At 66.8% G+C, this 21305-nt stretch carries 24 protein-coding genes; 13 read left to right on the top strand and 11 right to left on the bottom strand.

Features of this window, described 5'->3' with window-relative positions:
- Nucleotides 1-91: 91 nt before the first annotated feature.
- Nucleotides 92-556, bottom strand: a complete 465-nt coding sequence (locus tag ACTWPT_RS54390; protein WP_443185434.1) for a MarR family winged helix-turn-helix transcriptional regulator — start codon at nucleotides 554-556, stop codon at nucleotides 92-94.
- A gap of 58 nt (nucleotides 557-614) precedes the next feature.
- On the opposite strand from ACTWPT_RS54390, the gene ACTWPT_RS54385 reads away from it, so the two are divergent.
- Entirely contained in the window at nucleotides 615-959 is a 345-nt protein-coding gene (locus tag ACTWPT_RS54385; RefSeq protein WP_443185433.1) for a VOC family protein, read from the top strand.
- Nucleotides 956-2176, top strand: coding sequence for an MFS transporter (locus ACTWPT_RS54380; protein ID WP_443185432.1), 1221 nt, complete (start codon nucleotides 956-958; stop codon nucleotides 2174-2176). The genes ACTWPT_RS54385 and ACTWPT_RS54380 overlap by 4 nt, the downstream gene beginning before the upstream one ends.
- A gap of 396 nt (nucleotides 2177-2572) precedes the next feature.
- Here ACTWPT_RS54380 and ACTWPT_RS54375 read toward each other — a convergent pair whose 3' ends face one another.
- Nucleotides 2573-3553 carry a helix-turn-helix transcriptional regulator gene (locus ACTWPT_RS54375; RefSeq protein ID WP_443185431.1) on the bottom strand — a complete coding sequence of 327 codons (981 nt, stop codon included), beginning with the start codon at nucleotides 3551-3553 and terminating at the stop codon, nucleotides 2573-2575.
- A gap of 65 nt (nucleotides 3554-3618) precedes the next feature.
- Here ACTWPT_RS54375 and ACTWPT_RS54370 point away from each other — a divergent pair, with 65 nt between their 5' ends.
- Nucleotides 3619-5097 carry an MFS transporter gene (locus tag ACTWPT_RS54370; protein WP_443185430.1) on the top strand — a complete coding sequence of 493 codons (1479 nt, stop codon included), beginning with the start codon at nucleotides 3619-3621 and terminating at the stop codon, nucleotides 5095-5097.
- A gap of 462 nt (nucleotides 5098-5559) precedes the next feature.
- Nucleotides 5560-6264, top strand: coding sequence for a DUF998 domain-containing protein (locus ACTWPT_RS54365; protein ID WP_443185429.1), 705 nt, complete (start codon nucleotides 5560-5562; stop codon nucleotides 6262-6264).
- A 160-nt stretch (nucleotides 6265-6424) separates the two neighbouring features.
- On the opposite strand, the gene ACTWPT_RS54360 is transcribed toward ACTWPT_RS54365, so the two are convergent.
- From ACTWPT_RS54360 to ACTWPT_RS54345, 4 genes are all read right to left on the bottom strand, one after another.
- A complete protein-coding gene (locus ACTWPT_RS54360) occupies nucleotides 6425-6601 on the bottom strand; it encodes a hypothetical protein (protein ID WP_443185428.1) in 177 nt (58 codons plus the stop codon).
- 45 nt (nucleotides 6602-6646) lie between these two features.
- On the bottom strand, nucleotides 6647-6949 hold the full coding sequence (locus ACTWPT_RS54355; RefSeq protein WP_443185427.1) for a hypothetical protein: 303 nt from the start codon (nucleotides 6947-6949) through the stop codon (nucleotides 6647-6649).
- Between the two features lie 159 nt (nucleotides 6950-7108).
- Complete coding sequence (locus ACTWPT_RS54350; RefSeq protein WP_443185426.1) at nucleotides 7109-7570, bottom strand: hypothetical protein; 462 nt, start codon at nucleotides 7568-7570, stop codon at nucleotides 7109-7111.
- A 249-nt stretch (nucleotides 7571-7819) separates the two neighbouring features.
- On the bottom strand, nucleotides 7820-8419 hold the full coding sequence (locus ACTWPT_RS54345) for an NADPH-dependent FMN reductase (protein WP_443185425.1): 600 nt from the start codon (nucleotides 8417-8419) through the stop codon (nucleotides 7820-7822).
- A gap of 120 nt (nucleotides 8420-8539) precedes the next feature.
- On the opposite strand from ACTWPT_RS54345, the gene ACTWPT_RS54340 reads away from it, so the two are divergent.
- Nucleotides 8540-9505: an AraC family transcriptional regulator gene (locus tag ACTWPT_RS54340; RefSeq protein WP_443185424.1), complete on the top strand. Its 966-nt coding sequence runs from the start codon at nucleotides 8540-8542 to the stop codon at nucleotides 9503-9505.
- A gap of 242 nt (nucleotides 9506-9747) precedes the next feature.
- Here ACTWPT_RS54340 and ACTWPT_RS54335 read toward each other — a convergent pair whose 3' ends face one another.
- A complete protein-coding gene (locus ACTWPT_RS54335; protein WP_443185423.1) occupies nucleotides 9748-10605 on the bottom strand; it encodes a helix-turn-helix transcriptional regulator in 858 nt (285 codons plus the stop codon).
- Nucleotides 10606-10691: 86 nt separating this feature from the next.
- Between ACTWPT_RS54335 and ACTWPT_RS54330 the strand changes: the two genes are divergently transcribed.
- Together ACTWPT_RS54330 and ACTWPT_RS54325 are read left to right on the top strand one after the other, a co-directional pair.
- Nucleotides 10692-11474, top strand: coding sequence for an SDR family NAD(P)-dependent oxidoreductase (locus ACTWPT_RS54330; RefSeq protein WP_443185422.1), 783 nt, complete (start codon nucleotides 10692-10694; stop codon nucleotides 11472-11474).
- A gap of 67 nt (nucleotides 11475-11541) precedes the next feature.
- Entirely contained in the window at nucleotides 11542-12357 is an 816-nt protein-coding gene (locus ACTWPT_RS54325) for an SAM-dependent methyltransferase (RefSeq protein ID WP_443185421.1), read from the top strand.
- Nucleotides 12358-12390: 33 nt separating this feature from the next.
- On the opposite strand, the gene ACTWPT_RS54320 is transcribed toward ACTWPT_RS54325, so the two are convergent.
- Complete coding sequence (locus tag ACTWPT_RS54320) at nucleotides 12391-12741, bottom strand: hypothetical protein (protein ID WP_443185420.1); 351 nt, start codon at nucleotides 12739-12741, stop codon at nucleotides 12391-12393.
- A 53-nt stretch (nucleotides 12742-12794) separates the two neighbouring features.
- Between ACTWPT_RS54320 and ACTWPT_RS54315 the strand changes: the two genes are divergently transcribed.
- A complete protein-coding gene (locus tag ACTWPT_RS54315) occupies nucleotides 12795-13088 on the top strand; it encodes an iron chaperone (protein WP_443185419.1) in 294 nt (97 codons plus the stop codon).
- A 370-nt stretch (nucleotides 13089-13458) separates the two neighbouring features.
- The gene (locus ACTWPT_RS54310; RefSeq protein WP_443185418.1) at nucleotides 13459-14316 is read left to right on the top strand and encodes a viperin family antiviral radical SAM protein; all 858 of its coding nucleotides are present in this window, start codon (nucleotides 13459-13461) and stop codon (nucleotides 14314-14316) included.
- Here ACTWPT_RS54310 and ACTWPT_RS54305 read toward each other — a convergent pair.
- On the bottom strand, nucleotides 14310-15371 hold the full coding sequence (locus ACTWPT_RS54305; RefSeq protein WP_443185417.1) for a thiamine-phosphate kinase: 1062 nt from the start codon (nucleotides 15369-15371) through the stop codon (nucleotides 14310-14312). The two genes, ACTWPT_RS54310 and ACTWPT_RS54305, sit on opposite strands and share 7 nt — an antisense overlap.
- Nucleotides 15368-16147 carry a hypothetical protein gene (locus ACTWPT_RS54300; RefSeq protein WP_443185416.1) on the bottom strand — a complete coding sequence of 260 codons (780 nt, stop codon included), beginning with the start codon at nucleotides 16145-16147 and terminating at the stop codon, nucleotides 15368-15370. The genes ACTWPT_RS54305 and ACTWPT_RS54300 overlap by 4 nt, the downstream gene beginning before the upstream one ends.
- A gap of 166 nt (nucleotides 16148-16313) precedes the next feature.
- Between ACTWPT_RS54300 and ACTWPT_RS54295 the strand changes: the two genes are divergently transcribed.
- From ACTWPT_RS54295 to ACTWPT_RS54280, 4 genes are all read left to right on the top strand, one after another.
- Nucleotides 16314-17177, top strand: a complete 864-nt coding sequence (locus ACTWPT_RS54295; protein WP_443185415.1) for a carbohydrate kinase family protein — start codon at nucleotides 16314-16316, stop codon at nucleotides 17175-17177.
- Between the two features lie 298 nt (nucleotides 17178-17475).
- Nucleotides 17476-18717, top strand: a complete 1242-nt coding sequence (locus ACTWPT_RS54290; protein WP_443185414.1) for a sensor histidine kinase — start codon at nucleotides 17476-17478, stop codon at nucleotides 18715-18717.
- Entirely contained in the window at nucleotides 18714-19397 is a 684-nt protein-coding gene (locus ACTWPT_RS54285; protein WP_443185413.1) for a response regulator, read from the top strand. Before ACTWPT_RS54290 ends, ACTWPT_RS54285 begins: the two co-directional genes overlap by 4 nt.
- Nucleotides 19398-19529: 132 nt before the next feature.
- A complete protein-coding gene (locus ACTWPT_RS54280; protein WP_443185412.1) occupies nucleotides 19530-20699 on the top strand; it encodes a sensor histidine kinase in 1170 nt (389 codons plus the stop codon).
- A gap of 126 nt (nucleotides 20700-20825) precedes the next feature.
- Here ACTWPT_RS54280 and ACTWPT_RS54275 read toward each other — a convergent pair whose 3' ends face one another.
- Nucleotides 20826-21023, bottom strand: a complete 198-nt coding sequence (locus tag ACTWPT_RS54275; RefSeq protein WP_443185411.1) for a hypothetical protein — start codon at nucleotides 21021-21023, stop codon at nucleotides 20826-20828.
- Nucleotides 21024-21305 lie beyond the last annotated feature (282 nt).

The raw sequence follows: 21305 nt of genomic DNA, 5'->3' as shown, positions 1-21305 counted from the left end.
ACACCGAATGCCGATCACTTCGACACCGCCCGAGATCCAGGGCGGGGGCGTGTCGGCGAGTTTCGACAGCGGGTGCGTGACGTTCTGGTTCTCAGGGCTGTGTGACGGGCTGGTTTGCGACCGCAGAGGCTGCGCAGGAGGCAAGGTCCTCGCGTAGCCGGCGCTGCCGCTCCTGCGACAACGGCGCGAAGATCTGCCGTTCGACGGCGCGCACGGCGACACTGGCCTCGTGCAGCGTCGATTGTCCGGCTCCGGTGAGCTCGGTTGGCAGTGCACGCCCATGAGCGGCGTGAGCAGGCCGGGTGAGCAGGCCCCGCTCTTGTAGCCGGCGAAGGACGACGTTCATCGACTGGCGCGTGACGAAGGCTCGGCGGGCGAGTTCGGAGTTGGACAGTCCCGGATGCTGGCCGAGCAGTTCGAGGCATGCGTATTGGGCAACGGTGAGACCCAGTGGACGCAGCACCTCATCCATCGCGGTGTGCAGTGATGCTTGCACCTGCTTGAGGACGTAGCCCACCGACTGGTCAAGGTCGCCAACGGCCTCTTCTTGCATCATGTCAGTAGTATGACATAGCGTGTATGTCAGAAGGACTGACATGCAGAAGGGATAGGCCATGAGTGGGCAGGTCACCTACTTTGAGCTGCCAAGCAGGAACATCGAAGCAACCCAGCGGTTCTGGGGCTCGCTGTTCGGCTGGACGTTCTATGAGGGCAACTTCCCGGGTTACTCGATGATCCAGGGACCCGAGCCCATGGGCGGATCGCCGCACGATGATTCGTCACGACACCCGCGCATCTTCTTCGCCGTCGACGACATCACCGCCGCTGTCGCTCGGGTACGCGAACTCGGAGGCACAGCAGAAGATCCGGTCAATATCCCGTCTGGTGCCTACGCCCACTGCACCGATGACCAGGGCGTGGAGTTCAGCCTGTCCCAACAGGCAGGTAACCACGATTGAATCGCACCGAGACCACCGGGTCAGGACCGAAGGGGTCCGGTCGCCTCCTCGGACCGCTACTTCCGCTGGCGCTGGCCACCTTCGCGGTCGGCACCGACGCGTTCGTGATAGCCGGTCTCCTGCCGGCCATTGCCGCCGACCTTAAGATAGGTCTGCCGGCCGCTGGCCAGTTGGTGACCGTGTTCGCGTTGACGCTGGCTGTCGCTGCGCCGGTTCTGAGTTGGCTGTTGAGCCCACTGGATCGTCGCAAGGCTTTGCAGCTGGTGCTGATCGTGTTCGTCGTCGGCAACGTCGTGACCGCACTCAGCCCGACCTACCTGCTGGCGTGGCTGGCCCGGATTCTCACCGCAGTCGGGGCGGCCACCATCACGGCCACCGCGTCGAGCGCGGCTGTCGCGATCATGCCTGCCGAACGGCGGGGACGTGCCATGGCGCTGGTCATCGGTGGGCTGACCTTGTCAACCGCGCTGGGCATGCCTCTGGGCAACTTGATCGGCGGCGTCGACTGGCGCCTCACACTCTGGGCCGTCGCGATCCTGGGCGTCGTTGCCGCGATCGGCATCTCGGTAGCGTTGCCCAAGGTTACGCTCCCGGCGACAAGCCTGACGGCCCGCTTGGCACCGTTGCGCCAGCCCAAGGTGCTCACCATTCTGGTCGTGACGCTGCTGGTGATGGCCGGGCACTATACCGTCTACACCTACATCGGAGCCGTGACCGCGGGCGCCACGACCGGGTCCTTACCCCAGGCCATCACCATGATTCTGTTCGTCTGGGGCGTCGGGGTCCTGGTCGGCAACTTCCTCGCCGGCCATCTCGCCGACAACCTTCCGGGACGCGGGATCGCGGTCGTGGCACTCGCCGGCGGCACTGTGCTGCTCGCGATCAGCCCACTCACCGTCAGCCACCTGGTTGTTGCGTGCGTCTGGGCCGCGATATGGGGGGCCACCGACGGGATGGTCTCCGTCGTACAGCAACACCGGCTGGTGATCCTTGCACCCGCCTCGGCACCAGTTCTCCTTGGCCTCAACTCCTCCGCGATCTACCTCGGAGTTGCGATGGGTGGTGGACTTGGCGGTCTGGCTCAAGACTGGCTGTCGGTCACCGTGCTCGGTGTTCCCGCTGCCGTCCTGGCATTGCTCGCCACCACCATCACCCTCGCCGAGGGGAGAATCGACACGGTGAAGGCCTCACTTAGGGCAGCCGAGAACCGCCGCTGACGCAACCAATGGGCTGTCCAAGACGCCAATGGACAAGACCAGCAGGGGTGGAATTGTTCGCCGCGATCCGGCACGATGCCCGGTCGGGTCTGTCGAACCGTGCGCTACAACGCAAGCACGGCGCCGGGTATCGCACGGTCGCCACCGCGTTGAACTCGGCGTGGCCCGAGCCAGGGTGCCCGGGGCTGGTGTTCCGGTTGAGGATCCCTTACGGAACACCAGTTCCCTCCGCTCTTTACGCCTGTCTCCCTCACGAGTCGTCTCGCAAGAGAGAGGTGCGCGCGATCTACCTCGGTAGTATGCGTCCGTTCAGAACGGTGGGAGATGCCGAGAAGATAGGCTGGCTGGCCAGTCAGGTGAGTGGCTGATGGGGAACGCGGACACCAGATGTATAGGTCACCGGTGAGGCCGGCCGGGTCCGAGTCCCTTGCTGATCCGGGTGCGCAAGGAGTGCAGGGCTTGCCTGAGTTCGCCCGGTTCGATGTCTGTGATGTCGGCGTCGAACGTGAGCAGCAGTCCTGCCAGTCCTGGCCATGACCATGCGCCGAGTGTGAGCCGGCACGTGGTTTCGGTGTCGTACCGGACTGTTGATCCGCCGGGGGCGAACCGGGCGACGGTGGAGGCGGGAAGGGCGATGATGGCTGAGCCGCGGCATGGCCATTCGGCGGCGGCATCTCCGCGGTCGTGTGCGGTCATGACGAAGGTGACGGGATCGCCGTGCGGGATGTCACGGCGGTCGAAGGGGATGTGCGTGGGCGGGTGTGGTTCGATGCGGTCCACCCGCATCGCGCGCCATCGGCCGGCGTCGGGGTCGAAGGCGACCAGGTACCAGCGTGCGGCCCAGACCACGAGGTCGTGTGGTTCCAGCGTGAGCGTGATGGTTTCGGCGTCGCCGGTGTAGTCCACGCGAACGAGGTGCCGGCGGTTGATCGCGGTGCCGACGGCGCGGACGCTCTCGGCGTCGATCGGTGGCGCGGGGAACTCCCAGTAGTTGCGGGCGGGAGAGATGGTGAACGCTTCGGCCTGCAGGCGACTGCGGGCGGGCATCGCCTGGTGCAGCGTGGCGAGAGCACGGGCCGCGTTCTCGCGGATGCCGGACAGGACCGTCGGCACGGTCTGGAGCGCGACGGCCGTGGCGACCGCCTGGTCCTCGTCGAAGACGACCGGCGGCAGGCGGCTGGCGCGACCGAGCCGATATCCTCCGCCCGCTCCGCGGATGGCCTCGATCTCGTACCCGAGGTCCCGGAGCGTGTCGATATCGCGACGTACGGTTCTCACCGACGCTCCGAGGCGGGTGGCGAATTCCTCGGCGGTCAGGGTCGCACCGATCCCGAAGATCGACAGCAGTTTGAGCGTCCGTGCGGAAGTAGCAGCCATGATTCTCCGATTCTCTCGCCGATAGCGGTCACTCGATGGCAACTATGTCGGTGATGGTGGCCGGCATGACCGCTTCACCGAGCCCCCGAGAGGGCATCCGCACAGCTGGGGCTTCCCCCGCACCCATCGCCGGCGCCGGCGCGACCACGGCGATGTTGGTGGTGCTCTTCGGTTCCTTCATGGATCTTCTCGACGCGACGATCGTCACCGTCGCGGCCCCGGCGATAGCCCGGGACCTGGGTGCCGGCCACGCTCAGATCCAGTGGACGATCGCCGCCTACGTCCTCGCCCTGGGAGCGGGCCTGATCACCGGCGGACGGCTCGGTGACCAGTACGGCCGCAAGCGGCTGTTCATGATCGGGCTGGCCGGGTTCATGGTCACTTCGGCGCTGTGCGCGCTGGCCGCCGGTCCGGGGATGCTCATCGGCATGCGGGCCGGGCAGGGACTGACCGCCGGGATCATGGTCCCGCAGGTGTTCGGGATCATCCGGGCGTCATTCGCCCCGGGTGAGCGCGCCAAGGCGTTCGGCGCCTACGGAGCGGTTCAGGGCGTCGCCTCGGTCGCCGGCCCGCTGCTGGGCGGGCTGCTCGTCGACGCCGGCCTGTTCGGCCTGGGCTGGCGCACGATCTTCTGGATCAACGTGCCCGTCTCGATCCTGGCGCTCGTCCTCGGCGCGAAGGTCCTGCCGGAGTCCCGCTCCGCCTCGACCGCGCGACTGGACCTGCCCGGCGCGCTCCTCGCGGCAACGGGCATCCTTCTCCTGCTGCTGCCGATCATCCAGACCGAGACATGGGGATGGAGCTGGGCCGGCTACGCCCTCCTCGCGGCCGGCATCATCGTGCTCGCGATCTTCCTCGCCCACGAGCGCCGCCTCACCGGACGCGGCGACGAACCTGTCTTCGACCCGGCCCTGCTGAGAATCCGCGCCTTCGCGGTCGGCCTGGGCGCTTCGGTGCTCTTCTTCGGCGGCATCGGGTCGTACTTTCTCACCCTCTCGGTCTACCTCCAGAACGGAACCGGCCGAACCGCGTGGGAGACCGGCCTGGTGGTCCTCCCGTACGCGCTCGGCTCGATCATCACCTCCGGCCTCGGCGTCGCTCTGGCCGCCAAGGCGGGCAGAACGCTCCTGATCACCGGCTCGCTCACCATCGCGGCCTCTCAGCTCGTCCTGTGGGTCATCGTCAAGGACGGCAACGATCCCGGATACTGGCTCCTTGCCCTCGCACTCTTCATCGGTGGCCTCGGGCTCGGTCTCGCCGCACCCATCCTCGTCAACGTCGTCCTCGCAGGCGTCCCCGCACGCAACGCAGGCGCCGCGGGCGGGGTGCTCTCCACCGTCAACCAGATCGGCGGCGCCGCCGGCATCGCTGTTCTCGGCACGGTCTTCTTCACCGCCGTCACCGGTTCAGCCACCGGAGCACCGATGCTGCCCGACTACAGTCACGCGCTCAGCATCGTCCTGATCGCCTCCTCCGCGCTCTACCTGATCACGGCGCTCGTGCTGCTGGCACTCCCGAAAGCCGCAGCCGAGCACACCGAGTAGAGAACCCATGCCGCCCCACGTCACGAGCGGCTGACCGGTCGGCGAGCCCGTACGTAGAATCGTCCTTCATGTACGTGATCAGCCCCATTATCACGTACATGATCGATCACGAGACGGCGGCAAGCAGGGCATCGGCCCGCCGGACCGCTGCGCGACTCCGGCACGTTATCCGGTACATTGCCGCGCCCGGTCTCGCACCGGCGCGGCGGCCGGCATGAGCACCGCGGCGCGGGCCGCTTCGCGGAAGGTCACCACTCTGCGCGGCGAGCACGTCGATCTCACCGCGCACGGTTTTGAGGGGAGTTGTTCAGGGTTCCTGTCGGCTAGAGGGACAGGCAGGCGCCTGGTGCAGCACTCGGCCAGACCTCGAGCTGAATCCGTCGGCACGAGGCTCATCGGGGGCGAGCGTATTTTGTCAGGCTGGATTGACGGCACCGCGCCTGTCAATCTAGCCTGACAGATATGCGAACCATCACACCGCCCGCGCCCGGCCACGGCGCGCCACAGGCGGACCCCCATGACAGGATCACCAGACGCTTACTGCTGTGCGGGGCGGTCGCCGGACCGCTGTTCGTCCTCGCGCTGCTCCTCCAGGGCGCAGTCCGCGCCGACTACGACCCGCTGCGCCACCCGGGCAGCTCCCTTACGCTCGGCGAGTACGGCTGGGTCCAGGCGGCCAACTTCATCGTCGCCGGCGTGCTGTCGCTGGCCTTCGCCTTCGGGCTGCGCCGGGCGCTCCGGGGCGCGGCCTGGAGTCCGATCCTGGTGGGGATCTGGGCGCTCGGATTCATCGGCGCCGGAGTGTTCACCAGCGATCCGGTGAGCGGGTATCCCCCGGGCACCCCCGCGATGTTGCCGGAGCACAGCAGTCTGGAGGCCGCACTCCACGATCTCTTCTCACTGGCGGGGTTCGTCGCACTCGTCCTGGCGTGCGTGGTGCTCGCGCGCAGATGGGGAGCCGGGTGGGCTGTTTACTCGGTGGCCAGCGCGATGGCGTTCGTGGTGGCCATGGTGCTGGCCTCGGCCGCGTTCGCGCAGAATCCCGCGCTGGTCGCCTACGGCGGGCTCCTGCAGCGCACCGCGGTGATCATCGGGTGGGCGTGGCTCGCCGTGCTGGCGGTGCGCCTGCTGCGAGGCGGCACTAGAGCAGGACGGTCACGAGAATGATCGCCACAGCATGGGCCGTGCCTATCCCGCCGGCCAGCGCGCGCAAAGCCGTCATCGCTGAGCATTCTTCCCGCCGAGATCAGAACTGAGGGCGGAATCCGTCAACTCGACCTGAACACCGACACGAGCACCGACAAACAACACGCGAACACCGACAGGTTCAACTGCAACTGGCCGCCGGGCGGGTCCCGGACTTGGCCGCCTCCCGCTCGATCGCCTCGCGCCGCTCGGCCGAGATGGGCCTGGCCTCCCAGCTGCGGTAGTAGCCGTTCTTGCCGAAGAACGGATACTGCTCGACGTCGGGAAGCTCGACCTCCGCGCCCGGCTGCAGGTCCATGGCATGCGGGACGACGCCATCGGCGGCCAGGCGGTTCCAGGCCTCCTATAGGGCCATGACCCGCTTGGCGCTGGTGCCGGTCCGGCGGGCGAACTCCCGGGCACTGATGCGCCGGAAGGTGTTTCGGCCGAAACACCTGGACTGATGTTCGAGCCGGACCCCGTCGCCGTCGCTGGGCGCGACCCGCCTGGCCACCAGGTAGGCCAGCAACCACGGGCCTTTGCTCTCCAAGGTGGTGAACTGGGCGATGTCCGCGCCGAGCGCATCCTCGCCGTCGTCGCCATCGTTGCAGAGAGCCTGCTCGGGCGGGTCGCCGCCCGTCACGCGGCCGATCGTCTCATCCATCACGTGGTCACGCTCTCGCGCCGAGCACGACGCTGCGCCGGGACACCAACGCGCGGATGCTCGTGACCTGGCGCGGGCGAAGGCCTCTCCACCTCCGACCTCGTCCAGATCTTCCTGTACGGCGCGCTGCGAGGAGAGCCCTCGTGACCCGCCGCCACGTGGTCATCCCCCGTCGCTGACCACGCCCGAGCCCGAGACGGCGATCGCGGCCTGCGGCCCACCCTCGCCGCAGTTCGGGCCGTTGGGGAAACTGCCCTCGGGCGTGACGGTCAGCTCCCGCTCCACGACGACCTCGCCTCCCTGCCCCTTCAGCCGCAGTTCCACCCGCACCGGCGCCTTGGGTAGTCCCGCCACGTCCCCGAACCCCTGCTTGCCGCCCGTCGGCTCGACCTCCGCCGTGCAGGCCTCGCCCTCGCAGGTCTGCCGCGCGACGCCGCCGGCCGGGTGCAGCTCCACCTTCGCCGTACGGCAGGAGCCGTTCCAGCACGCCGTCAGCTCGGTCGCCGAGACCCTGTCCGCGAGCGGCGCGTCGACGCGCACCGAGATCCCGACAGAAGTGCCGATCAGCGTGCACTCCTGCTCGGCGGCGCAGCCCGACAGCGCGAACAGGACGCCCGTCGCCACGACAAGTTCCCTCATGCCCCTGCAAACGTGCGCCGCCCGGCCCGGGTTCACCCCGGACTCACCACCCCGTTCCCACCCAATACGGTTCGGGTCGTGACATTTGTGACGGTCCCGCCCGGCAAGGTGCGGTGCGCGGGATAAGAGGGTCGACCGCCCTCGAACGGTTCCGGAGCCCGACACAGGTGAGCGCGACCGCGGGCCGACCCATTCGTCAGGCGGCAAGGTTGGGAGCAAGACCTTCTTCGGAGGTCAGCTATCGCGCAGGGGCCTCAGCGCGCGGCCCCAGGCGATGACGTCTTCCAGCATGGTGCTTACCGCGTCGTTCTGATGGACCCGTGGCTTGAGCTCCTTGAAGTCGATGAAGTCGTGGTGCATCTGCAGCGCCACGTGGTGGCGGACGTCGGCGATTCCGAGTGCGGCCATCGTGCTGCGCAGGTGCTGAATGGCCCGGCCCGCGCCCTCCATGCCGTATCCGACGAAGCCCGCCGACTTGTTCCCCCACTCGTGATAGAGGAAGTCGAGCGCGTTCTTCAGAATGCCAGGAAAGCTGTGGTTGTACTCCGGGGTGACGAAGACGAAGGCGTCCAGCGAGCCGACCTTCTCGGCCCAGCGGCGAGTATGCGGTCGGCTGTAGTCCGCGCTCATCAGCGCGGGCACCGGCTCGTCCAGCTGCGGCAGGTCGTAGTCCATGAGATCCACCAGCTCGAACTGCGCACCGCCCTGCCCCTTCGCCTCGTCGAGGACCCAGCGGCCCACCGAATCGCCGACGCGTCCGGGGCGAGTGCTCGCCACGATGATGCCAACCTTGATCATGAGATTGCCCTTCGCTTCATGTTCAGGGCCGGCCATCTGACGCCGGCGGTGCCAGCGTACGTAGAGTGACCGAGATGATCCATGTGTCAGAATCCCTCATAGATACGTCATCGTCCTCAGCTGCCGCCTGACGAAGGACTCAGGTACCCTGCGTCGGTGGACGTGCTGAGTCAAGTGATCGATTCCATGCGCTCAGGCCGGCCGCGGTTCGCCCGCATTGCGGGGCATGCTCCGTGGGCAGGCCGGTTCCGGCCCGTCGGGGGCGTGGCGTTCCACGTGCTGCTGCGGGGGGCCTGCACGCTGATTCCCCATGCGGGCGATCCCGTCGCGCTGAGCATGGGCGACGTCATGCTGCTCCCCAACGGGCACGGTCACGAGTTGGCCGACAGCCCTGGTACGGAGCCGGAAGACGTTCCACTCACGAGGGGCGAGGATTTCCGGCTCGAACCGCAGACCGTGCCGCTGGGATTCTCCGGCCGGCCGGTCTCCGCGGTGGTGCTGAGCGGAATGTTCCCCGTTGACGACAACCGCTGCCATCCGATCGTCAACGACCTGCCGGACCTCATCCGCATGCCGGCCCAGTTGGGCCACGAGCCGCCGTTGCGCCATGTGATCGACCTGCTGGGGGCGGAGCTGGACAAGCCGGGCATCGGTACGGAATCGGCGATCGGCTCGCTGCTCGACGCACTGCTGCTGTTCGCGCTACGCGCCTGGTACGGCGAACATGGCGCTCTGGTCGGCTGGGGGCCTGCATTGAACGATCGGGCGATCAGTCACGTGCTGTGCCGCATCAACAACGACCCTGGCCGACCGTGGACGGTCCACGACCTCGGCACGGAGGCGGGGCTGTCGCGATCCGCATTCGCCCGCCGCTTCACCACGCTCGTCGGCCGGCCGCCGCTCAGCTATCTCACCTGGGTGCGGATGAACGCGGCGGCTCAGACGCTCCGCGAGTCCGATGAGCCGCTGGAAACGGTGGCACGGAAGATCGGCTATGGCTCGGAGTACGCGTTCGCCACCGCCTTCAAACGGCACTTCGGCATCGCTCCCGGCGCTTACCGCCGGCAGAACCCGGCGACCTTGAAAAGATCGCAACGCCCATCCTCCAATCGGCAGCTCTGACATACTCCCCGCCTTTTGATGGGGGCTGGGAGCGGCAGCGTGCGGAGTCGCCGCTCGCAAGGCGTGCGCTGAGCGCAGAGTCGTCGGCTGAATAGCCGAGGTCGACAGCAGCGGGGCCCCGCCACCTTGTCCACGGCGGCGCTTTCAGGACAGCCAGGTAGTCCACCGGCGCCGGGGCGCACATATGACTGGGGGGGAAAGAATCCCCCGGTCATGATTTTTCTCCTCGGGGCAAGATCGACTCAGAGCGACCTGCTCGCCTTGACGCCCTCGGGTCCAAGGACGTTCAGCAGAGCCAGAGCCTCGGCTCCAGAGGATCCTGGCGGCGCGCTGTAGAGCACGAGGTGCTGGTCGCGGTCCGTGAGCGTGAGCGCGTCGCAGTCGACGGTGACCTCCCCGACGACCGGGTGACGGAACGTCTTCGTGAGCATCGGCGCGGCCTGCACGTCGTGCCGCTCCCAGAGCCGGGCGAAGTCGGGGCTGCCGTCGCGGAGCTCGTCGACAAGGCCGGTCACCGCAGGGTCGGACGGGTATCGGGCGAGGGTCGAGCGCAGCTCCATGACGACGTTCAGCCGGAACTCGGCGGCGTCGGAGATCCCGTACATGGCCGCATCGGCGCGCGCCGACCCGAGGAATGCCCGGCGCGCGAGATTGCGGTCCTCCGGGGTGAGCTCGGCGAAGTCCTCCATCAGCGCGGCCGCAAGGTCGTTCCACGCGAGCACCTCGAACGCGGCGGACGTCACGAAAGCGGCCGTCTGCGGCAGCCGCTCGAGGAGCGCGAGGATGCTCGGGCGTACGTCGCGCCGATGCAGCCGGGTACGGCTCGGCGCCGTGCCCGCCAGGACGTGGAGGTGATCGGACTCGGCGTCGGTGAGCCGCAGCGCGCCTGCGATCCCGGCGAGGACTTCGCCCGACGGCCGCGGCGCCCTGCCCTGCTCGAGCCGGACGTAGTACTCGGTGGAGATGTGCGCAAGAACCGCCACCTCCTCGCGGCGCAGACCCGGTGTCCGGCGTCGCGGACCCGAGGGAAGGCCGACGTCCTCCGGCCGGAGCCGCTCGCGGCGGCTACGGAGGAACGCCCCAAGTTCCTGCTTGTTCATACCCCGAGTCTGCACGCTGCGCGGCGACGGATCCTGGTACAGCTTGTGCCTGCATCCGGTCTGGAGGCCGGCCGGACACTGGCGTCATGACGAACAACATTGGCATCGCACCCATCGGCCTGCTCACCGGCAAGGTGGTGTTCATCACCGGCGCCAGCCGCGGCATCGGGGAGGCAGCGGCCCGGCTCTTCGCCTCCGAGGGCGCCGCCGTCGTGCTCGCCGCCCGCGGCACCGACGCCCTCCAGCGGATCGTCACCGAGATCCGCGCCGACGGCGGCGTCGCCGACGCCGTCACCCTGGACCTCGCCGACCGTACGAGCATCCGCGCCGCGGTCGACCGCGTCGAGGAGCTGCACGGACGGCTCGACGGCGCCTTCAACAACGGCGCGGCGATCCAGCAGCCCGGCCCGCTCCACACCACGAGCGACGAGGACATCGACGTGCAGTTCGCCGTGAACTTCCGCTCGCACTGGACCGCCATGACCGCCGAGGCCGCGCTCATGCGACGCAACGGTGGCGGGGCGATCGTCAACACCTCGAGCATCGGCAGCCGCCGCGCGAACCCCGCCCTCCCCGCGTACGGCGCCATGAAGCGCGCACTCAACAGCATCACCGAGACCGCCGCCGTGAGCTGGGCCCATGACGGCATCCGGGTGAACGGCATCACCCCCGGCGGCACCGCCACGGAGATGATCGACATGTGGGAGGCGGCGACCCCCGGCGTCGTCGAGCACATCAAGGCAGCGATCCCGCTCGGTCGGATGGCCGAGCCTCGCGAGGTCGCCGAGGTGGCCGCGTGGCTGCTCAGCGACCGGGCCTCGATGGTGACCGGCGCGATCGTGCCGGTGGACGGCGGCGCCGGTGCCTGAAAGACATCCCGGGAGCTAAACGGATGAACTAAGATCTTTTTGGCTGAACCCGAAGTGAGGAGACGGCATGACGGAGCACGAGCAGGCGCCGGCCGGGGTGGACGTCACGGTGCCGAGCGTGGCTCGCATGTACGACTACCTGCTCGGCGGCAAGGACAACTTCCCTGCCGATCGTGAGGCCGCCGCTCATATCATCCGGCTCTCCCCCAATGCGAGAGAGGTCGCGCGGGCCAACAGGGCGTTCCTGGGGCGAGCCGTGGCCGCGGTCGCCGAAAACGGGATCCGCCAGTTCCTCGACATCGGCACCGGCCTGCCGACCCAGGAGAACGTGCATCAGGTGGCTGGGCGGGTCTCCCCCGGGTCCCGGGTGGTCTACGTCGACAACGACCCGATCGTCCTGGTGCACGCCCGCGCCCTGCTGGCGGAGACCGCGGACACCATCGTGGTCGAGGGCGACATGCGCGACCCCCAGGCCATCCTCGGCCACCCAGACGTCGCCCGCCACCTCGACTTCGGGCAGCCCCTGGCCGCGATCATGGTCGCGGTGCTGCACTTCATCGCCGACGACGACCTGGCCCAGACCATCGTCCGCACCGTTCGCGAGTCCCTGCCCTCCGGAAGCCATCTGATCATCTCCCATGTGGTCGTGGGCGAGCTCGACAGCGACGTGGTGGGCGAGGGCCGCGACGTGTACCGCAAGACCAGCGCGGGCAACGTGACCCCGCGCACGCGCGAACAGATCGCCGGCTTCTTCGAGGGCCTGGAGATGCTGGAGCCGGGTCTGGTCTCGACGAGCGATTGGCGCCCGAACGTCGCCCTGGACCCGTCCCTTGCCGGTCCGACCGGCGCCGACATCATCTGCGGCGTCGGCCGCGTACCCTGACGGTCTTCAGCGAAGCCGACGGCTCTGAGATCATCATTGGTGTCGGGGCAGGGCCATCGGGGCGAAGCCGAGATCGGCCAGCGCGGCCGCGCCGCGGGCGGCATGCTCGCCACCGGCGAGCACCAGGGTCCGCGCCGACTGATAGCGACAGCCGGCGGCGTCAAACGCAGATACCGTGGCGAGCAACCGCTCCTGGTCATCGTCGAGCAGCGCTTGCGCCCGCTCCACAAGCGCACCGGCGACCGGGTTACCGGCCACGACGGTCCGAGCCTCGGCCACACGGTCGCCGGCAACGGAGCCCGTGGCGAGCACGGCAGCCTCGGCGCGCAGCACCACATACCAGTGAACGCCCAGACCAGAAGAAGGCAGCGCGCCGTGCCTCACGTGCGGACAAGGCGGCGCAGGACCTGCAGGACGTACTCGCGAAGATCGCCGAGATGCAGGAATCGGACCGGATCATGGCCGAGCGCGTCCATGCCGTCATCACCGCCAGCGCCCCGGTCCTCGCACCGAAGCTCTGGTACGGGATGCCCGCCTACGCGCTGGACGGCAAGCTCGTCTGCCACTTCCAGCCTTCGACGAAGTTCAAGACACGCTACGCGTCGCTCGGGTTCAGCGACCAGGCGAACCTGGACGACGGCACGATGTGGGCTGCCGGTTTCGCCCTGACCGAGGTGACGGCCGAGGTGGAGGCGCGGATCAGCGCGCTGGTGAAGCAGGCGGTCAACTGAGGCGCGCCCAGCGGGCTCGGTCGTACACCATGAGAACCGTTCGGTCCTGCGGGCCGGGCCCGCCGTCCAAAGCCGACGCAGCAGGCGGTATGCGCTGCGAACAGCAAGAAAGCGCCGGATGCGCGTGCAACCATTGCTCAAATACTTACCCGCTACTCATCAAGAGCGCCACGCTCTGACGTAACGCGACGAAGCGGAAAACGATGACCGCAGACGCAGGCGCCACAGCAGCGCAGTGGCTCACGTGGCGAATCGGGATTAGTTGAGGATCTTTTCTTGTGCCTTCCTCGGCCGAATGCTAGAAGTGAAGCAGCACCACCGACACATCCCCTTCTGGTCGGATGGAATCCTCATGGCAATGTTGAGTGACATGGGTGTGCCCATCGAGACGGTGAATTTCCATTTGTGGCAGCCATGCAACATGAGATGCCGGTTCTGTTTCGCCACTTTTCGCGATGTCCGTAATTCCGTCCTCCCAGAAGGGCACCTGCCCGAGCAGGACGCAAGGCGGGTCGTGGCCCTGCTCGCGGAAGCCGGTTTCACTAAGATCACATTTGCGGGAGGGGAACCTCTCCTTTGCCCCTGGATCGCGGATCTGATCCGGCTCGCCAAGAGCTGCGGCCTGACGACGGCTCTCGTGACCAATGGGAGTCTGCTGAGCACGCAGAAGCTCGAGGACCTCGGAGGCGCTCTGGACTGGGCGACGATCAGCGTCGACAGTGTGAACGCAATGACGTTGAACACGATCGGCCGGGTCACCGCAGGGACTCCGGCCGATGAGTGCCACTACCTAAGTCTGTGCCACCGCATAAAAGAAGCCGGCATCCATTTGAAGATCAACACGGTGGTCACCGCCGCCAACCGCTTCGAAGATTTGACGAGCTTCATCATCGCCGCCCGCCCGGAACGCTGGAAGATCCTGCAGGCCCTGCCTGTTTCGGGGCAGAACTCAGGAAAGGTGGAGTCACTGCTCATCACTCCCGAGCAGTTCGAGCAATTTGTTAGACGAAGCGTCTCCGTCGAAATGCACGGGATCACCGTCGTCCCGGAGGACAACCATGCGATGAGGGGCAGCTACGCGATGCTCGATCCAGCGGGACGGTTTTTCGACGCGGTCGGGCACGGCTATGCGTACAGCAAGAGCATTCTGCAGGTCGGCGTCGCTCGCGCGATAGCACAGGTCAGGATCGATCGTGCGAAGTTCTTGGCCCGAGGAGGGCTTTACTGAAGGAAATTTCCGGTCTCGATAGTGGTCATGAAGTCCGTCGCATCCTCGATCCTGCTCTTGAAGTGTTCGTTCACGACCCCGCTGACAGCGAACCTGGCTCCGTCCTCGGCGCGCGCGACGACGCCGCTGCCGGATGTGACCTCGCCGATGTGAAACAGCGGGAACGACGTGTCTCCCAGTTTGCGCAGCTCGTCCGCACGCTCTGGTGAGACGCAATAGAGGATGTTCCAGTCTCCGCCGCCGAAGATGAGTTGAGTCAGCGGTACGCCGGTCTTGCGAGCGCACTCCAAGGCGAACGGGTGATAGGGAATCGCATCGAGATTCAGGCTCACCTGTACACCTGCGGACGAAAAGGTCTGGAGCACATCCAGGATCCCGTCGCTCGCGTCCATGCCGCAGCGAGCGGCCTTGAGAGCATTCACTTCCGTGGCTACCCGCCACTGGGCCCGGGGGGAAGAGGGATACCGGATGTAGTCCTCCGCCGGCCGATCACGCTGGTCCTGTGGCACTCTCTTGAGCATGAAGTAGGCGCCCGCGAAGCCGCCGATCAACCCTGCGCAGAATATTTGGTCGCCGGGCATCGCGGTGTTCCTAGGGAGGAAGCCGTCCTTCGCCACGATGCCTATCGCGGTGCCCACCACATGCGCGTCCTTGGCCTCCTTGGTGTCACCGCCGGCATAGACCACACCATTCGCGCGGCACTCGTTGGCGGCGCCGAAGATGATCTCCTGCACGTCGCGCGCGTTCTCGGTGCCGGGCACCATCACTGCCATCATGAAGGCAATCGGCTGACCGCCGGACGCGAGTATGTCGCTGCAGTTCGCGGTGACCGCCATCTGCCCCCACGTGCGATGGTCACACCAGCCTTCTTTGAGAGCGACAGGGTGCGAGGCTCTGTCAATCTTCTGGATGAGGTTGAACGGAGCGTTCGTCAACTCGATGACCGAGGCGTCATGGCCGAAGCCACCGACCAACAGCGGATCACTGTAGAGACGGGGAAGCAGGTCGGCCAGGAAGCCTTTCTCGCCCAGCGATGTCATGTCGTCCGTGGTCATGACTCAGTGCCCTCCGCTTGTTTCTCGGCTTCGATGGCGGCCTCGCCGCGGTCTTTGAGACGGGTCAGCTCATCGTCGTCTATCTGATACCTCGAATGCAGCTCTACCGAGACTGCCGCAAGCCCTTCCCTGGCATCGCCGTCGAGCCTCTCGAAGAGGCAGATGCAGTGGGCCACGTTCAACCCGTACCGACGTAGCAACTTCACGCAGCGAGCCAGGAACGACGCCTCCATGCAAAGATCGTCCACGAGGATTGCGGTTGATCCCGGAGAGAAGGTCCCTTCGATGGGATAGCCGAATCGCGGCGCCCGGCCGGTCCTGATCATCAGGAAGTTCATCCCCAGATGCTGTGCCGCGGTCGAGCCCACCAGGAGATTTCCTTCACGTGGGGACACGAGCAATGCTCCGCGAATCGCCTGAGGTCCCAACACCTGCCGCACGAAATCGGCCAGCGCCATCCCCAGGGTGTCCCGCTTGCGCGGGTCACATGCTGCGCTGTGCATGTCTAAGTACACGCAGATCTGCAACTTGTCGATGTAGCCGACGCCCTTTTTCTCCGATTCGATGAATATGTGGTCCGCGGCTATGGCGCGCACCGGATCGGATGTGACTTCCCCGCTGAGGATCTTATCCGCTTCGGCCGGATCCAGCCTATATCCTGGAGGCCCACCCTTTTGTGAATGCTTTTGTAGTCGATACTGAGAGACGTTGACCACCAAGGTCAATACGGCCACCAGGGCAGCTATCACTCCTACGAGAAAAACCGCTGTCTCCATGGCTGTCTCGAGCTTTCCTTCAAGGGCCCCAGCTCAGATTAACCGACTATGCCATATCATGCCCTAACTTTGCTGATATGTATGCCCGCAATCATCCTTATGGCTTGCCCGAAACAATCTGTCTGATAGGCTGGGTTTGCGCTTCAGGCCGATGAAATGAGGCTCCGTGGTTGACCTTCTGATCGTAGGCCATGTCGGCACCAATGACGAAACCTCTCCTCACGGCAGAAAACTGAGTCCGGGTGGCGCCGGCTACGGAAGCGCCCGTGGTGCCACGCTCCTTGCCCCTGAGCAGGTCGGACTCGTCTCAGCGCTAGGTCTCGACTATGACCTTGAACCGTTGCGGAAGCTGGGAATCGACACTCGTGGCGTGGCGCTCCTGAATGGGCCTTCTGCTCGATTCCGAATCATTCAGTATGCCGATGGACGCAGATCAGTCGATGCAGATCTGGGAGTTGCGTCGCAGGTCACTCTTTCGAGCTTTCCAATGGAATACCGAAATGCCAGACATGCTCACATATGCACGGCACCTCCGAGCCAGCAGCTTCAATGGCTGGAGTTTCTAAGGGGGCTCCCAGGCCGGCGCACCATATCGGTAGACGCATTCGAGCTTTATGCCAAGACCGACCCGGAGAGATCTCGAGTCGTGGTCGCCGAAAGCGACCTGGCATTCATGAACGACGAGGAACGTCAGATCCTCTTCGGCGCAGGCCCTCTCCCCGACGTTCCGATCGTTGTCAAGCATGGGCCCCGGGGAGCCTCGTACGTTGAGGACGGCCAGGTTTGTCCTGTTGCCACATGCCGGGTGACCGCGGTCGACACTACTCACGCCGGTGAGATCCTGGCCGGGGTGTTTCTGGCGCTACGTATGGCTGCGGTAGACGCTGTTACGGCTCTCCAATATGCAGTGCGTGCGGCCACGGCCAAGGTGACTCAGTTCGGCGTCGACGGCGATCGGCTCCTGGAGAGCCTTTCCCAGATCAGAGCAGAGGTCAGGGCCGAAGCGATCTCATGTAGTAATACCGAGTAGCTGAAGGCCGCCGGGGTATGTGTTTCCTGTGGCCGCGGATCAGCGCGGCGATGCGCTCGGCCACGCGGCCATCCCGCCGACCGGCGGTAACGCTACAAATCCGTCCGATCACATTGCGACATCACGGGCATGGACTCGCGAACCGCACTCTGAAGACCACCGAAACGTCCGGCGTATCGGCTACGCCCGAGTGGTCAACCGGCTGCGGTACGGTGCCGCGTGTATACCGCCCAGGTTGTAGCGGCGGTCAGCCGCATGAGTGATGAGTGACGCGGCCGGTCGCGGCTACCATGCGCTGATGCGCGCAAAGGTGCTGTCGTCCCTCAGACGGCTCGCCATGATGAACCCCTTCCTCACCGATCTGCTGTTCGGCGTCGTGGTCGCCGGCGTCACCCTGACGTTCGGCCTCGTCTCGTCCAACGGCTCGGTCGATCCGGGCTATGCGCGGCGCTCGCTGGAGGTCGCCGGCGTGGCGTTGACTCTTGTGGCCAACCTCGCGCTGGCCTGGCGCCGGCGTGTCCCGGTTACTGTGCTGATGGTCTCCTGCGCCGCCTCGATCATCTTCCACGCGGCCGGTTACGATGCCAGGCTCAACGGGGTGGCACCGCTTCTGGCGCTCTACACCGTGGCTGGCCAGCGATCGCCTGCCGTGTCCGTCCCGTGCGTCCTGCCCCCGGCCGTCTCCTTGTGGCACGCGGCGTTCCTCGGCCCGGACGAGTTCACCTGGCCGAACCTCGCGCAGACGAGCATCATGGTCGCCGTCGCATGGACGTTCGGCAACAGCACCCGGATGCTGGTCGAGCGCAACAGGCGGCTCGCCCACCTCAGCGAACGGCTGCGCCATGAGCAGGAGGACAAGGCGCGGCGCGCCGTGACCGAGGAACGGGTGCGCATCGCCCGCGAGCTGCATGACCTGGTCGCCCACCACATGTCGGTCATCGTGATCCAGGCAGGGCTCGCCCGGTACGTCCTCGGCTCCGATCTCGCCACCGCACGCAGCGCGCTCACCACCATCGCCGACACCGGTAGCGAGGCCATGGGGGAGATGAGACGCCTGCTGTCCGTCCTGCGCATCGACATGGACGACGACGACGCGGACGGCTATGACCCCGCACCCGGCCTGCAACGGCTCGACCAACTGGTGGAACGGCTGCGCTCGGCGGGTCTGCCGGTCGAGGTGTCGATCACCGGCCCGGTACACCCGCTGGCACCCGGTATCGACCTGTGCGCGTACCGCGTCGTTCAAGAATGCCTCACCAATGTGCTGAAACACGCGGGCCCGGCCACGGCGTGGGTTTCGCTCCATTACGGCGCCGAGCTGGAACTGCGCGTCACCGATGACGGGCGTGGGGCGGCCGCCACCCCGCAGGAGAACGGCCACGGCTTGATCGTCATGCGCGAACGCGTCAAGCTCTACAAGGGAACGGTCGCAGCCGGATCGAAGCCGTCAGGCGGATTCGAGGTCGTGGTCACCCTGCCCCTGTCGTCCTCGCACCAGGACGACCAACCTCCTCAGTCACACGGTAAGCCGAACACATGATCAAGGTACTTGTCGTCGATGATCAGATCCTCGTCCGCGCAGGCCTGGCGGCGCTGCTCCGCGCGGCCCCCGACCTCGACGTCGTCGGAGAGGCGGCGACCGGCGAGGAGGCCATCGACCAGGCGGCCTCCACCCGGCCCGACGTCATCCTCATGGACATCAGAATGCCGGGCATGAACGGCGTAGCGGCGACTGAGCGCATCCTGTCCACGAAGAGCGACCATCGGCCCCAGGTGCTCATTCTGACCACCTTCGACCTGGACAAGTACGTCTACGACGCCCTCCGCATCGGTGCCTCGGGGTTCCTCCTCAAGGACACCCCGCCGGAACGACTCATCGCCGCCATCCACACTGTCGCATCGGGTGACATGCTCTTCGCACCCAGCGTCACCCGGCGCCTGATCGAGGCCTACACCAGTCAGACGGACCCGTCCCCCGCCGTGCTCTCGCCCGCGCTGCACCTCCTCACCGCCCGCGAGGTCGAGGTGCTCAAACTGGTCGGGCGGGCGCTGTCCAACGCCGAGATCGCCACCCGGCTCTGCGTCAGCGAAGCCACCGTCAAAACCCACCTCAACCGCACCATGACGAAACTCAACCTCACCAGCCGTGCCCAGGTCGTGGCACTGGCGTACGAATCCGGCCTCATCACCCCTGGCCGGGAAAGCTCGTCACCCACCTGACGGTGGGGTGTCGCGCGTACGGTGCGAGTCACAGGGCACCTACCACGTGAGCGATCGGGACAAGCCGGCCGGCTGACATGCAATGGGCGTACGACGCTGGCGCGCGTGACGTACCGCCCGTAGCGTTTGATCATGATGCGGCGGGCCCTGGACTGGTGGAGCGAGCATCCTCAGCTCGCCGATGCGCTGCTGGCTGTGGCAGCCTGTACGTTCCTCCTGGTGGAGGTGCCCTACAGCGATCACACCATCGCCAGTCCTGGCAGCCTGCCCGTGACGTTCTGGGGCGACCTGTTGGCCTATGCGAGCCTCGCCCTGCGGCGCAGGTACCCGGTGCAGGTGCTGGCGCTGGTGTGGACGCTGTGGTTCGTCGGTGGCCGGTGGGACATCTGGGCGGAGTGGAACGCCTCGTGGTCGGAGCTGAGCACGCCGACCGCGCTCATGCTCGTGCTCTACACCGCAGGCCGGTGGACGTCCTCGCGGTGGCCGGTCGTCTTCCTTGCGGGCACGCTGCTGCCGACGGTCGTGACGGTGGCGCGGATGTGGGCAGGGCCGGTGTTCCCGGAGCCTTCGGACGACCTGTTCGCGGTGTCGTTCGTGACCTGCGCGGCGGCATGGGGGCTGGGCAGGCTGCGGCGGTCGGAGGCCGAGGCGGTGGCGCGTGCCGCGGCCCGCGCCGAAGAGAGCAAGGCCCAGGCCGCGCTGGCCGAGGAACGCATCCGCATCGCCCGCGAACTCCACGACATCGTGGCGCACAACGTGAGCGCCATGGTGATCCAGTCGTCGAGCGCGGGCGTCGCGCTGCTGAGCGACGACAAGGCCGGGGCGAGCGCTGCCGTCGAGGCGATCGGGCACGTGGGCCGTACCGCGCTGGCCGAGTTGCGGCTGCTGCTCGGCGTGCTGCGGGAGGGCCCGACGCTGCCGCAACCGGGGATCGAGGCGATCCGGGAGATGACCGAGTGGCTGCCCATCGACGTACGATTACGCGTCGAGGGTCCAACTCGTCAGGCGCCGCCTGACATGGGCCTGGCCGCGTACCGGATCGTGCAAGAGGCGTTGACCAACACGCTCAAGCACGCCGGGAAGGACGCCGAGGCCGAGGTGTTGCTGCGCTATACGGCGGACGGGCTGCACATCCAGGTCACCGACGACGGCATCGGGGGCGCGGAGCGCGGGTGGGCCGGCGCGGGCGGACACGGTCTGATCGGCATCCATGAGCGTGCCGAGGCACTTGGCGGCACGGCGCACGGGGAACCGCTGCCAGAGGGCGGGTTCAGGGTCGAGGTGACCCTGCCGTGGGTGTGAGTCGTGGCGGCGACGATCCACGTGCTGCTGGTCGACGCCGCCGTGCCGATCGCGCGCCCTCAATCAAGGGGATACGGTCGAGGTCGGGGTCCGGGGCTGTGTCGTTGTGGATCTTGACGCCGCCCGTCATCTGCTCAGCCGACCTCGTGGTCGCTGAGTGTCGGCGAGCTCGCGAACCGCGTCGGCGACGGCACGGAAGTCCTTGCGCAGCATGTTGCCGTAGTTGCTGGCGACCGTCCGCACGCTGAGCCTGGGCAGAGCGGCGACCACACAATGGCGGGACGCGGAGGCGAGCAAGGCCGCCTTCAGCCCCGACGGGACCACGGTCGCCCTCGCCTATCCGCTGGAGAAGCCGGGTGTCGTTCGGTTCCGGCTCCACGACCGGCGATCCGGGCAGCGTACCGCCGACCTCCCGGAAGTGCCCTGTCCGGCGATGAATCAGAAGGCGGCGGGAGCGGGCTGCTCGACATTCCTGGCCTTCAGGTCCAACGGACGGATGCTCGCCTTCGACGGTTCCACGGACGCGTCCCGCTCATTTCGGACGCGATTGTCCGTGTGCCCCGATTGTTCGGCATCCCCTCATCAGGCAGGCAAACAATGCATTCG

The organism is Nonomuraea sp. 3N208, from assembly GCF_052245935.1.
Lineage (GTDB): Bacteria > Actinomycetota > Actinomycetes > Streptosporangiales > Streptosporangiaceae > Nonomuraea.
Note: the sequence above shows the minus strand (reverse complement) of the source record. Positions and strands in the feature narration are given on the sequence as shown.

What these genes read in the sequence shown, in the direction of transcription:
- ACTWPT_RS54365 (WP_443185429.1), top strand. Translation starts at nt 5,560, where the DNA reads ATGCGAACCATCACACCGCCCGCGCCCGGCCACGGCGCGCCACAGGCG.
- ACTWPT_RS54375 (WP_443185431.1), bottom strand. Translation starts at nt 3,553, where the DNA reads ATGGCTGCTACTTCCGCACGGACGCTCAAACTGCTGTCGATCTTCGGG.
- ACTWPT_RS54390 (WP_443185434.1), bottom strand. Translation starts at nt 556, where the DNA reads ATGATGCAAGAAGAGGCCGTTGGCGACCTTGACCAGTCGGTGGGCTAC.
- ACTWPT_RS54280 (WP_443185412.1), top strand. Translation starts at nt 19,530, where the DNA reads ATGATGCGGCGGGCCCTGGACTGGTGGAGCGAGCATCCTCAGCTCGCC.
- ACTWPT_RS54315 (WP_443185419.1), top strand. Translation starts at nt 12,795, where the DNA reads ATGCAGGAATCGGACCGGATCATGGCCGAGCGCGTCCATGCCGTCATC.
- ACTWPT_RS54370 (WP_443185430.1), top strand. Translation starts at nt 3,619, where the DNA reads ATGACCGCTTCACCGAGCCCCCGAGAGGGCATCCGCACAGCTGGGGCT.
- ACTWPT_RS54385 (WP_443185433.1), top strand. Translation starts at nt 615, where the DNA reads ATGAGTGGGCAGGTCACCTACTTTGAGCTGCCAAGCAGGAACATCGAA.
- ACTWPT_RS54305 (WP_443185417.1), bottom strand. Translation starts at nt 15,371, where the DNA reads ATGACCACGGACGACATGACATCGCTGGGCGAGAAAGGCTTCCTGGCC.
- ACTWPT_RS54290 (WP_443185414.1), top strand. Translation starts at nt 17,476, where the DNA reads ATGCGCGCAAAGGTGCTGTCGTCCCTCAGACGGCTCGCCATGATGAAC.
- ACTWPT_RS54310 (WP_443185418.1), top strand. Translation starts at nt 13,459, where the DNA reads ATGGGTGTGCCCATCGAGACGGTGAATTTCCATTTGTGGCAGCCATGC.
- ACTWPT_RS54360 (WP_443185428.1), bottom strand. Translation starts at nt 6,601, where the DNA reads ATGGACCTGCAGCCGGGCGCGGAGGTCGAGCTTCCCGACGTCGAGCAG.
- ACTWPT_RS54335 (WP_443185423.1), bottom strand. Translation starts at nt 10,605, where the DNA reads ATGAACAAGCAGGAACTTGGGGCGTTCCTCCGTAGCCGCCGCGAGCGG.
- ACTWPT_RS54285 (WP_443185413.1), top strand. Translation starts at nt 18,714, where the DNA reads ATGATCAAGGTACTTGTCGTCGATGATCAGATCCTCGTCCGCGCAGGC.
- ACTWPT_RS54300 (WP_443185416.1), bottom strand. Translation starts at nt 16,147, where the DNA reads ATGGAGACAGCGGTTTTTCTCGTAGGAGTGATAGCTGCCCTGGTGGCC.
- ACTWPT_RS54330 (WP_443185422.1), top strand. Translation starts at nt 10,692, where the DNA reads ATGACGAACAACATTGGCATCGCACCCATCGGCCTGCTCACCGGCAAG.
- ACTWPT_RS54345 (WP_443185425.1), bottom strand. Translation starts at nt 8,419, where the DNA reads ATGGCCGGCCCTGAACATGAAGCGAAGGGCAATCTCATGATCAAGGTT.
- ACTWPT_RS54325 (WP_443185421.1), top strand. Translation starts at nt 11,542, where the DNA reads ATGACGGAGCACGAGCAGGCGCCGGCCGGGGTGGACGTCACGGTGCCG.